This window comes from Pseudomonas sp. LS_2 (genome assembly GCF_042709235.1).
GTDB lineage: Bacteria > Pseudomonadota > Gammaproteobacteria > Pseudomonadales > Pseudomonadaceae > Aquipseudomonas.
This window is the reverse complement of the sequence record NZ_JAVAYC010000014.1, coordinates 1-12,596: the sequence shown is the minus strand read 5'-3', so window position 1 is coordinate 12,596 and position 12,596 is coordinate 1. Positions and strand designations below refer to the sequence as shown.

Annotated in this window: 6 protein-coding genes and 1 pseudogene; all 7 read left to right on the top strand. The window is 61.2% G+C overall.

Going from position 1 to position 12,596, the window contains the following annotated elements:
* The first annotated feature begins 101 nt into the window (after window positions 1–101).
* Entirely contained in the window at window positions 102–1,838 is a 1,737-nt protein-coding gene (locus tag RAC97_RS14420) for a ShlB/FhaC/HecB family hemolysin secretion/activation protein (protein WP_375100095.1), read from the top strand.
* A gap of 26 nt (window positions 1,839–1,864) precedes the next feature.
* On the top strand, window positions 1,865–10,225 hold the full coding sequence (locus tag RAC97_RS14415) for a hemagglutinin repeat-containing protein (RefSeq protein WP_375100097.1): 8,361 nt from the start codon (window positions 1,865–1,867) through the stop codon (window positions 10,223–10,225).
* 10 nt (window positions 10,226–10,235) lie between these two features.
* Window positions 10,236–10,583: a hypothetical protein gene (locus tag RAC97_RS14410; RefSeq protein WP_375100099.1), complete on the top strand. Its 348-nt coding sequence runs from the start codon at window positions 10,236–10,238 to the stop codon at window positions 10,581–10,583.
* Window positions 10,584–10,790: 207 nt separating this feature from the next.
* Complete coding sequence (locus RAC97_RS14405) at window positions 10,791–11,138, top strand: colicin D domain-containing protein (protein ID WP_375100101.1); 348 nt, start codon at window positions 10,791–10,793, stop codon at window positions 11,136–11,138.
* A 16-nt stretch (window positions 11,139–11,154) separates the two neighbouring features.
* Window positions 11,155–11,427, top strand: coding sequence for a colicin immunity domain-containing protein (locus RAC97_RS14400; RefSeq protein ID WP_375100103.1), 273 nt, complete (start codon window positions 11,155–11,157; stop codon window positions 11,425–11,427).
* A gap of 3 nt (window positions 11,428–11,430) precedes the next feature.
* The gene (locus tag RAC97_RS14395) at window positions 11,431–11,700 is read left to right on the top strand and encodes a hypothetical protein (protein WP_375100104.1); all 270 of its coding nucleotides are present in this window, start codon (window positions 11,431–11,433) and stop codon (window positions 11,698–11,700) included.
* Between the two features lie 560 nt (window positions 11,701–12,260).
* Window positions 12,261–12,596, top strand: a pseudogene (locus RAC97_RS14390) (hemagglutinin repeat-containing protein); the annotation flags it as partial.

Below are 12,596 nucleotides of genomic sequence, written 5' to 3'. Positions count from 1 at the left end.
CAGAACCGACCATTTGTCGTTATGTTGTAACGGTGTTTGACGCCGGGTTAGTGGCTAACTAGTATCGCGCGCTCTTTTTCCCGTGTTTCGAAGGATTGAACATGTTTCCCCCTAGTCTGGGACTCAGGGCGCGCCTTGCGCTGTCCTGCTGCTGCCTGTGGTTGGCAGCCTCCGCAAATGCCGTGCTGGCGGCGACGCTCAGCAACCCAGGCGACCAGGACCTGATTCGCGACCGCCAGAACCGACTGCTGGAAGAGCAGCAACGGCGCCTCGAAGAACTCAAGGACCTCCCCGGCCAAAGCACCCCGCAAACGGCACCCACAGCCCCCGTCGACAGCCGCTGCTTCCCCATCAGCCACATCGAGCTCAAGGGTGCCGATGCGTTGTCCGCGGCCGAGCGCGACGGCCTGCTCAAGCCCTACCTCGGCCAATGCCTGGGCGTGTCGCAACTCAACGCGTTGCTCAAGGCCATCACCGACCTTTACCTCGCCAAGGGCCTGGTCACCAGCCGTGCCTACCTGCCGCAGCAAGACCTTTCCCGAGGGCACCTGCAAGTGCTGGTGGTGGAAGGCCGGCTAGAAGGCCTCAAGGCCGCCGAAGGCAGTACCCTCAGCGCCCGCGAACTGGACATGACCTTCCCTGGCTCGCTCGGCGAGCGCCTCGACCTGCGCCAGGTCGAGCAGATGGTCGACCAGCTCAACCGCCTGCCGTCCAACCAGGCCAAGATGGAACTCACCCCAGGCCAGGCGGTGGGCGGCAGCCAGGTACTGGTGCGCAACACCCCGGGCAAGCCGTGGCGCGCGGGCCTGTCGCGCAGCAACGATGGGCAGAAGAGCACCGGCGAGCAGCAGTGGGCCACCACCTTCGAATGGGACAGCCCGCTGGGCCTGGCCGACCAGTTGGTGCTGCGCGGTGGCCGCGATGCGATCAGCGACCATCAGAAATCCTCGCGCAACGCCATGCTCTACTACAACCTGCCGTTCGGCTGGTGGAACCTCACCTATAGCTACAGCCAGAGCGAATACCGCTCCCAGGCTCAGGCCAGCGGCTTCGATTTCGAGCAGACCGGCGACAGCCAGAACCACCAGTTGCGCCTGGAGCGGGTGATCCACCGCGACGGGCTAAGCAAGACCTCGCTGAACACTGGCCTGAGCTACCTGCGTACCAACAACTACATCGAAGACAGCAAGCTGGGCTACAGCAGCCACCGTCTGAGCGAGGCCCAGTTCGGGGTCAACCATGGGCGGCGAGTGGGCGGGGCTTTCGTCAACCTCGACCTGGGCATGCAGGAGGGCATCGGTGCCTTCGACGCCCAGCGCGAGAACCAGCGCGGCGACTTCGGCAGCCGCCAGGCCAACGCCCGCTACCGCAAGTACACCGCCACCGTCAGTTTCCTGCAGCCGTTGCGGCTATGGGGCGAGTCGCTGGTGTTCAGCAGCCTGGTGACCGGCCAGCGCAGCGAAGACATCCTGTTCAGCCCGCAGCGCATGAGCCTGGGTAGCCTTTCATCGATCCGTGGCTACAAAGACCAGAGCCTCACCGGCGACAGCGGCTACTACTGGCGCAACGACCTGCGCTGGAGCCGCCCGGTGACCTGGAGCTGGCTGTACCCGGTGTTCGGCGAGTACGGCATGGCGCTGGGCTACGACGTCGGTGCCATCCGCAACGACCGCTACAACGGCGAGGTTCATGGTCGCGTCTCCAGCGACTCCCTGGAGCTGTTCGCCCGCGGCAAGCACCTGGCCACCAGCGTGCTGTTCGCCCATTCCCTCGAGCGTCCGGATGCCTTGAGCGAACGCGAAGCGCCGATCTACTTCCGCCTGGACGTCTTCCTCTAATTCCCCGTTTTCCCGAGATCATCGAAATGGATTTTCGTCAGTTCGAACTGCTGGCTCGCCAACCCAGTGCTGCGCTGCGTGAGCGCCGCACCTTCTGGGGTCTTTCCAAGCGCGGGCTAGCGTTCATGCTGGTCAACATGATGTTCTGGCAGCCGCTGGTGGCGATGGCCGATGGGGTGGTGCCCAACGGCCCGGGCACCAGCGTCGGCCAGGCGGGCAACGGGGTGCCCGTCGTCAACATCGTCGCGCCCAATGGCAGCGGCCTGTCGCACAACACCTTCAACGACTACAACGTCGGCCAGCAGGGGTTGATCCTCAACAACGCCACCGACCGCACCCAGGCCACGCAACTGGGCGGCATCATCGTCGGCAACCCCAACCTCAATGGCCGCTCGGCCAATGTGATCCTCAACGAGGTCAACGGCGGCAGCCCCAGCCAGCTGCGCGGCTACACCGAAGTGGCCGGGCAGTCGGCCCATGTCATCGTCGCCAACCCCTATGGCGTCACTTGTAACGGTTGCGGCTTCATCAACACGCCCAAGGCCACGCTGACCACCGGCAAGCCGGTGATCGAGCATGGCCAGCTGCAGCGCTACCAGGTGGAGCAGGGCAGCGTCGCTATCGAGGGTGCTGGGCTTAACGCCAGCAATATCGACCAGTTCGAGATCATCACCCGCAGCGCCAAGGTCAACGCGCAGATCCAGGCCAAGCACCTGGCGATGGTCACCGGCGCCAACGACGTCGACGCCCGCACGCTCGATGCCACGGCCCGCACCGCCAACCCGGACGATGCCCCGCAACTGGCCATCGATGCCTCGGCCCTGGGCGGCATGTACGCCAACACCATCAAGCTGGTGGGCACCGAGGCCGGGGTTGGGGTAAAGCTCGACGGCCAGATGATCGCCAGTGGCGGCGACATGCAGATCGATGCCAACGGCCAGCTGCGCATGGCCGAGGCCAGCGCCGCCAAGGGCTCGGTGGCCATCAACGCCGCCAGCCTGGATGCCCAGGGCACGGTGTATGCCGGCAAGGAACTCAAAGTCCACACCCAGGGCGACCTGACCAACCGTAAGTCCCTGGCGGCGGGCGAGCGTGTCGACCTGGCCAGCGGCGCCCGCCTGACCAACCAGGGCGTCATCGAAGCGGGAGTCAATGCCGACAACAGCCGCAACGCCAACGGCGACCTGCAGATCACCGCACAGCACCTGGATAACCGCGGCAAGAACCTGCTGGCCAGCGGCACCCTGAGCGCCACCGTTACCCAGACCCTGGACAACCAGGGCGGCACCCTGAGCGGGCAGCGGCAGGTCACCGTCAATGCCGGCAGCCTGGATAACCGCAACAAGGGCAAGGTGGCCAGCAGCAGCGGTAGCGTCGAGGCAACGGTCAGCGGCGAGCTGCGCAACAGCGGCGGCGGCACCCTGGCCAGCCAGCAAACCCTGAGCGTGACGGCGGCGAACCTCGACAACAGCGACGGCGGCATCCTCTCCAGTGCAGGTGAGCAAAACCTGGTCGTCAGCGACCTGTTGAACAACGCCCAGGGCGGCCTGATCGACAGCGGCGCGGCCCTTACCCTGAACGCCATGACCCTCGGCAATGTGGGCGGCGGTATCAATGCCATCGAGGCGCTGCGCATCACCGCCCACAGCCTGGACAACAGCGGCGGTAGCCTGGCTGGCAAAGGTGAGGTCAACCTTACGCTGCTGGGCGCGCTGACCAACACACAAGGCAAGCTGAGCAGCGCCGGGCCGCTGCGCCTGGAAGGCACGGCAGCGGTATCCAACCAAGGCGGGCATATCGTCAGCGACGGCCTGATGAGCCTCTTCGCCAGCAGCCTGGTCAACACCCAGGGCACACTACAGAGCCAGGGCCTGCTCAGCCTGAATACCGGTGATATCACCAACGACGGCGGACGCATCACCGCCCAGGACGGTGATGCGCACATCACCGCTGGCAATGTCGACAACCGCGATGGTGGGCTGTACGCCAAGGGCCTGGTGAAGGTCAGCGCAAACGACTTCGACAACAGCGGCCAGGTCGCAGGCCAACAGGTCGACTTCGACCTCAGCGGTGCCTTGAACAACCGCCAGGGCATCATCGAAAGCGACAGCACCCTGACCATCAGGGCCGCCAGCCTCGATAACCAGTCCGGCCAGTTGCGTACCCTGGACCGCACGGGCAACACCCGCTTCGCCATCGATGGGTTGCTCGACAACCGCAGTGGCACCTTGGAAAGCGCCAGCCACGACCTGGGCCTGGGCGCCGGCAGTTTCCTCAACGCCGGCGGCAGCCTGTTGCACGTGGGCCTGGGTACCTTCGATATCGCCACTGGTACGGTCACCGGCGCCGGGGGCAGCATCGTCACCCACGGCAGCCTGGCCCTGAATGCCGACAGCTGGAATAACAGCAGCGTCATCCAGGCCGGGCGCCTGACGGTCAACGTCGGCAACTTCAGCCAGACCGCCGCAGGCCAACTGCTGGCGGGCCAAGCGTTGGTGGGCAGCGGCGGCACCTGGGTCAACGATGGCCTGATCGCCAGCGACGGTAGCCTCAGCCTCGACCTGGACGGCGGCTACAGCGGCAATGGCCGGCTGAGCAGCCGCGACACCCTGGGCCTGAGTGCCGGTCAGCTGACTTTGGGCAGTACCGCGAGCATCGCAGGCGGTGCCGACACCAGCGTGCAGGTGGCAGGGCAACTGAACAACGCCGGCCGCATCACCACGGCCGGCAACCTGGGCCTTAGCGCGGCGGGCGTACACAACCAAGGCACGCTTGCTGCCTCCGGCAACCTCACCTTGGGCACCGGCGCCCTGAGCAACGAGCGGGGCCTGCTGTTCAGCGGCGGCGACATGGCGCTGCGGGTCGACAGCCTGAGCAACAGCTACGCCGATGTGTATAGCCTCGGCAGCCTGACGATCGACCGCGACGGCCAGGGCGGCCTGGCCAGCCGCATCGTCAACAGTTCCGGCTCGCTGCAAAGCGACGGCGCGATGAGCCTGGCCGCCACTAGCATCCAGAACGTGCGGGCGGTGCTCGAAACCAGCGACCAGGGCGCCTACACCGCACGCATCAGCGAAGTGGCCTGTATCGAGGGCTACAACGCCGGTGATTGCAGCGGCAAGCGCAACCATGTCTGGGAAATCGTCCAGCGCGACAAGTTCGAAGTCACCGAGGCAAGCGCCGCCTCCAGCATCACCACTGGCAGCAACCTCGCTATCAACGGCAGCGAGCTGCTCAACAGCAGCAGCACCATCGCCGCTGCTGGCAACCTGACGATCGCGGTCGACAACCTGACCAACAGCGGCGTACAGACCGGCGAAACCGAAACCACGCGCATCTTCATGTCGGCGCGCACCCGCAATGGCGGTGCCTGGTACGACGCCGCCAACGCGTTCAACAGCCAGTACTGGTACCAGAACCCAGGCTACAACCCCAACAACCTGGCCGGCCTGCAAGGCGCCATGGCCAGCTTCATCGGCATGACCGAGCAAGAGTGGGTCAGCCTGGGAAGCCGCCGCACCTTGGCCGTCGGCGACCAGCGCTACGCCGGCGTGATACAGGCCGGCGGCACCGTCAGCATCAACGCTGCCAATGGCATCGACAGCAGTGTGGTGCGCCCCGGCTACAGCTATATCGGCAGCGGCGCACGCACCGACACCAGCGCCCCCGGCACCGCGTTCTCCACGCGGATCAGCCTGAACCAGCAGTTGCCGCCAGACCTTGCCCAGCAACAACTGAACCCGCTGGCGTTGCCGGACTTCACCCTTCCCGAGGGGCAGAACGGCCTGTTCCGCCTCACTGGCGACAGCGCCAACGCCGTGATCGGCAGCGGCGTTGGCAGCAGCTCGCACAAGTACCTGATCGAAACCAACCCGGCGCTCACCGACCTCAAGCAGTTCATGAGCTCGGACTACCTGTTGGCCAACCTCGGCTACAACCCCGACGACAGCGCCAAGCGCCTGGGCGATGGTTTCTACGAGCAGCGCCTGATCCAGCAGGCGCTGGTGGCTCGCACCGGCCAGCGCTTGCTCGACGGCCAGAACAGTGACGAAGCGCTGTTCAAGCACTTGATGGACAACGCCCTGCAGAGCAAGCAGCAGCTCGACCTGGCACTGGGCGTCAGCCTGACCTCGGCGCAAGTGGCCGCGCTCACCCACGACATCGTCTGGCTGGAAAGCGCCGAGGTGAATGGCGAGCAAGTGCTGGTGCCGGTGCTCTACCTGGCCAACGCCAACCACCGCCTCGCCGCCAATGGTGCCTTGATCGCTGGCAGCGACGTAAGCCTTATTGCTGGCCAGAAACTCGACAACGTCGGCACCCTGCGCGCCCGCAACACCCTGTCGGCCCAGGCGGGCAGTAACCTGGTCAACAGCGGCCTGGTCGATGCCGGCAACCGCCTCGACCTGCAAGCGGGCAACGACCTGATGAACAAGGCCGGCGGCATCATCGCCGGGCGCGATGTAAGCCTCACCGCAGGCCAGGACGTCATCAACGAACGCACCCTGACCTCGCACCAGAGCAACAACGGCAGCTACGCCCAGCAGCGCGACTTCGTTGACAACGCCGCCCGGGTAGAAGCGACCAACAACCTGGTGGTCAACGCCGGTCGCGATGTGCTCAATCGCGGCGGCGCGCTCAGCAGCGGCGGCGACACCAGCATCAAGGCCGACCGCGATGTCAGCCTCACGTCGGTGGCGCAACGGGTCAGCAACGACCATGGCGTGCGCCACAACAACTCCAGCGTCACCCAGAACGGCTCCAGCGTGCACGCCGGGCAAGACCTCACGATCAGCGCCGGGCGAGACGTAACCGCGGTCGCCAGCCAGGTCGAAGTCAAGCGTGACCTGGCGATTACTGCCGTTGGGGATCTGAGCCTGGTATCTGCTGCCAACGAGCAGCATTCGGCGACCAAGACGCGCAAGGTTACGGCGCAGGAAGACCACGTGCAGCAGGTGTCCAGCAGCGTGGTGGCAGGCGGCAACCTGGCGCTGAAGGCTGGCGACGACCTGACCCTGAGCGCCAGCCAGGCAACGGCGGGCAAGGAGGCGTACCTCTACGCAGGCGGCGATGTGAACCTGGTCGCCGCAGAGAACAGCGACTACAGCTACTACCGCAAGACCAAAACCAGCAGCTCGGGGCTGTCGAGCAGCCAGAAAACCCGCATCGACAGCTCGCACTCCGTCACCCAGGAAGGCGCGTCGGTCAGCGGCGACACCGTGGTGGTACGCGCGGCGCAGGATATCGGCGTGTCGGGCAGCAGCGTGGTGTCCACCCATGACACCAGCTTGCTGGCCGGGCGCGATGTTCACATCGAAAGCGCCACCGAAACCTTCGAGCAAAGCCATTCCACCTCGAAGAAGAAATCCGGCCTGCTCAGCAGCGGCGGTATCGGCTTCACCCTGGGTTCTACCCAGATGCAGCACACCTCCACCAGCAGCACCGAGAGCGCCAAGGCCAGTACGGTCGGCAGCGTGATGGGCGATGTGTCCATTGAGGCTGGCAAGAACCTGGGGGTAAAAGGTTCCGAGGTGATTGCTGGCCGGGACATCAGCCTGGTCGGGCAGAACGTCGAAATCGTCGCCGCCGAAAGCCACAACAAGAGCGAGCAAACCTCCAAGAGCAAGAGCAGTGGCTTGACCCTTGCCTTGTCCGGAACGGTGGGCAGCGCGATCGATACCGCCTACCAGACCACCAAGCAGGCCACCAAGGAAGAAGACAGCCGCCTCGCTGCGCTGCAAGGCATCAAGGCCGGCCTGACCGGCGTGCAAGCCTGGCAGGCTGCGCAGGAAAACGGCGGCATGAACTCGGCGAACGCCGGGGAGTTCGTCGGCATCGCCATTTCGCTGGGCGGGCAGAAGTCGAGTTCGCGGCAAACCCAGGAACAGACCGTCAGCCAAGGCAGCAGCCTCACCAGCGGCAACGACCTCAGCGTGGTGGCCACCGAAGGCGATATCCGCGTGCAAGGCAGCCAGCTGAAGGCGGGTAACAACCTGTCGCTGGAGGCCGAGCGCGACCTGCTGCTGGAGGCTGCGGCCAACCGCCAGAAGCTGGATGGCAAGAACAGCAGCAGCGGCGGTGCCATTGGTGCCAGTATCGGGTTCGGCTCGAACGGCGGTGGCCTGAGCATCTTCGCCAACGCCAACAAAGGCTCCGGCAACGAAAAAGGCACCGGCACCACCTGGACCGAAACCACGCTCGATGCCGGCAACCAGGCCAGCCTCAACAGCGGTCGGGACACCACGCTCAAAGGCGCGCAGGTCAACGCCGACAAGATCGTCGCCGACGTGGGCCGCGACCTGACCTTGCAGAGCCTGCAAGACACCGACGACTACAAGTCCAAGCAAACCAACGTCAGCGGCGGGGTGAGCGTCGCCATCATCGGCGCGGGCGCCAGCGGCAGCCTGAGCGTCAGCCAGACCAAGCTCGACTCGAAGTACCAGAGCGTGCAGGAGCAAACCGGCCTGTTCGCGGGCAAGGGCGGCTACGACATAGAAGTCGGCAAGCACACCCAGCTCGACGGCAGCGTCATCGCCAGCACCGCCGACGCCGACAAGAACCGCCTCAGCACCGGCACCCTGGGCTGGAGCGATATCGAGAACAAGGCCGAGTACAAGAGCCAGGTAGTCAGCGCCAGCGTGAGTGGCGGCAACAGCGGTACTACCGGGTTCACCAGCAACATGCCGAGCGGGATGTTGATTGCGGCGAGCCATGGCGATAGCGCCAGCGGCACCACATCGTCGGCGATCTCAAACGGCACGCTGGAAGTGCGTGACGCGGCCAACCAACAGCAGGACGTCGCGACCCTGAGCCGCGATGTGGAAAACGCCAACGGCAGCATCAGCCCGATCTTCGACAAGGAGAAAGAGCAGCGGCGCCTGCAACAGGTGCAGTTGATTGGCGAGATTGGTACGCAGGTGTCGGACATCATCCGCACCGAAGGGCTGCGCAAAGCCAACCAAGAGGCCACCGCCGAGCTGGAAGCCCAGGGCATCAAGGCGCCGGCCAAAGGCGCCAGTGACGAAGACCTCAAGCAGTACAACCAGCAGTTGGTGGGCACCAAGGCCTACCAGCGGATCATGGGCAAGAACGGCACCAGCGGGGATTACCAGCGCGTCACCCAGGCGGTGACGGCGGCCTTGCAAGGGTTGGCCGGTGGCAACATCGGCGGGGCGTTGGCGGGGGCTTCGGCGCCGTATGTGGCGCAGCTCATCAAGAAGTCGACCGGGGATAACGCGGCGCTGAATGTGATGGCGCATGCGGTACTGGGCGCTGTGGTGGCGCAGGCGCAGGGGAATTCGGCAGCGGCTGGGGCTGCGGGAGCGGCGTCGGGGGAGTTGGCGGCGCATCTGATTGCTCAGCAGTTGTATGGCACGAGCGATGGCAAGGCGCTGAGCGAAGCGCAGAAGGAAACGGTTTCCGCTCTGGCAACGCTTGCTGCGGGTATGGCAGGGGCTGCAGTGGGTGGTGACCTGTCGGGTGCTGTTGCGGCGGGGCAGGCGGGGAGGAACGCTGCCGAAAACAACGCGCTTAGCGACATCATCGAGAACAAAGCTGCTGGGATTACCCAAGAGGAGAAATACCAGAGGGCGCAGGATGAACTGATACGAGCGGTCAAGGAGTTCAAGGCGCAGAGCTGCGCGGGACTTAGCAGCGATGCCTGTGCTGTGAAGATGGAGGCTCACCAGAAGGAACTGCTCGTTGGCGCGGGGCTGTTTGGCGCTGACTTCCTGCCGGTTGTTGGCACTATCAAGGGTTTCGTTGAGGCTAATACGGCAGAGGAATACCTGCTGGCGGCGGCTGCGGCCTTACCGATTGGTGCTGCTGTTGGTAAGGTGGTGAAGGCTGGGTCCAAGGAGGCGGCTGAGGCGGCGGAGGCTGCTGCTAAGGCGAAGGGGAATGGTAGGAATCCTACTTGGTCGAGTTCGGATGGGCCGTACAGCGATTCGCTTGGTGTTGAGTACCCCAAGGGTACAACAACCGTTAATGGGCAGGTTGTTGAGGGGGCGGGTGATTTCAGTACTGGGTTGAAAAAGGGCTCAAAGGTTGAAACGGTCGTAGAAATTGCCCCAGGTAAATTTGATTACCTATTTGGTCGTGTAGCTAGCAGCTCTCACAATGCTGCTCGCTCTAACCAGCTTGCACTTGAAATGAAGAGGCTTGGAGTCCCAGATAATATCGATGGTCGTCAGATGTTGACGGACCACTTGGTACTTTCGGCCAAAACTCAAGGTAACGTCTTGAAAACTTACAGTAATCAATACGGGAATTTTGAAGTGAGGGAATCATTGTTTGTAGGGCCGTCTGGAAAGGCTGCTAACCTTCAAAGTACGTTTCAGGTTCTTAACGACGGAACTCGTAAATTGAGTACAGTCATACCGCTTCACTGAGGGCTTTAGGATGAGATTTCCACGCGAAAATGATTTTTTGGAAGAGTTTGGTATAAGCCCTATCGAGGTTGATCCAGGTTTGGCTTTAATTCGATTTTTGGTTAAGTCTAATGATGGAAACGTCGAGCTGGACTTTTCTTTCAGCGCAGTTATGGAGTCTTTTCAGGTTGTATGGAGGTTTGCCAATAGGGATATGATGGTTATTTCTTCAGAAAAAGTAAGCGCTATTGAGATGATTCGTGATGATTCAGGAGCGGGGATCCGTGTGGTTTTCGATGTCTGTGAATCTATATCAGAGGCTAGAGTTAATATTGAGCCTGATATTAGTTGCCGGTGGTGGACTTTGCGTAGTTCGTAGATAGCCGAAAGGAGGCAGAACAATTTCCTGGATATTAGCTAGCTGGCGACGGCTGCGGTCTTACCGATTGGGACTGCTGTTGGTAAGGTGGTGAAGGCTGGGTGCAAGGGGGCGGCTGAGGCGGCGGAGGCTGCTGCTAAGGCGAAGGGGAATGCTACAGGAAAGGCACCATATTCCTCGACTGTATCGCTGGATGCTGAGGCTGGCATGCCGTATGCGCTCCCGGTAAAGGAGGTGGGTGCAAAAGGTGATAGTGTTGCTGAGGCGTTAACTAGCGTTACCCAGAAGCAGCTCGATAAAAAATTCAAGCATGCTTCGGATTTTGGTGTGGTGACTACAAAGAAAAATTCTGAAACACTTGCTCAGTATGAGCCTGCAATCAAAGCCCACATGAGTTCCACTTCTACGATTCAGCAGGGTACATACGGATTCGTAAAAGACTCCAAGGTGTTCTTCAATTCGAGCACCAACAACGCTGTTGTGCTCGATGCGTCTGGAAATTTTGTGACGGGCTTTAAGTTTTCGCCAGGACTCAGCAGTTTGATAACTATATGAAAAATGGGGTTCTACGATGAGTTTTACTCTCTTGGAATTTGCAAGATCATATGTGGCCGGAAGGCTGACGGCCGAAATTTTTTCTGAGGCGTATATTGAGCTTTGGAAAATTGAGCGAGATAGGAATCTCCTTCAACTCGATGAGCCTTTGCTGAGCGAGTGCTTGTCCAGCATTTTTTGTGCTGCGGACATGTACGAGCCAGATGAGTCAAGGGAAGAGTATGAGTTGGACGATGAAATGCTTAAATCTAAAGTCGCTAGCTTGACGCAAAAAATAGTGGCTGATTAGTTGGTGCAAAAGGAGCAGGCGAAACTGCTGGCTCCGCTAAAAACTTCTCATATGATAAAAGAACTGATTAAGATTTTACCCCCGCCATCTCAGCGTGATGCAAGTGGAATAGTGTGGGGTGAGGCCGAAAAAGAAACAGGCGCGCAATTTCCGAAAGATTTTAAGGCGTTTGTTGAGGTTTATGGGGGCGGGTTGATTGATGGGTTTGTTTGGGTGCTCAATCCGTTTTCAAATAATTCAAACATAAGCTTCAAAAAAGTATGTATTTCATAGATGCTTATGGTGTGATGCGTCAGGAGTTCCCATTAGATTATGTGAGGCCAAAATACCCTGAGGAGTGTTCTTTTTTACCTTGGGCGGTGACGGATAATGGAGAAACATTTGTATGGGTAGTGGAGGGGCGGCCGACTCTTGGAAGGTTGCTATTCATAGTTCGGACCAAAGAGAAGAAGAGATTTACAGTTTGGGATGTGTAGAATTTCTCCTGAAATTACTCGTTGGAAAAATATCGTCAAAAATTCTTCCTGCTCAGTTCCCTCCAACTGGTCTGAGTGTGCATGCGTTTATGGCAGCGGATTAAGCGGAAAGAGATATCCTAATTTAAAGAGGAAAGGGGAAAAAGAGAAAAGGGATAGGGCGAGCTGGCGGTTACCAGACAAAAGAGAGACAAAAGGGGACGGATTTATTTTCCTTGCTCTAAATTTCACTGGTGTCGGCTACGTTAGCCCTTTGGTCGGCTTTTTTTGATTTGGCAGTTTAACATCAAGCCTATTGAAATGCGGCATGATCGACAGGGATTAGAGTACGGAAAATAAATCCGTCCCTTTTCTGCCGGCAACGAAAAAGGCACCGGCACCACCTAGACCGAAACCACGCTCGATGCTGGCAACCAGGCCAGCCTTAACAGTGGGCGGGACACCACGCTCAAAGGCGCGCAGGTCAACGCCGACAAGATCGTCGCCGACGTGGGCCGCGACCTGACCTTGCAGAGCCTGCAAGACACCGACGACTACAAGTCCAAGCAAACCAACGTCAGCGGCGGGGTGAGCGTCGCCATCATCGGCGCGGGCGCCAGCGGCAGCCTGAGCGTCAGCCAGACCAAGCTCGACTCGAAGTACCAGAGCGTGCAGGAGCAAACCGGCCTGTTCGCGGGCAAGGGCGGCTACGAC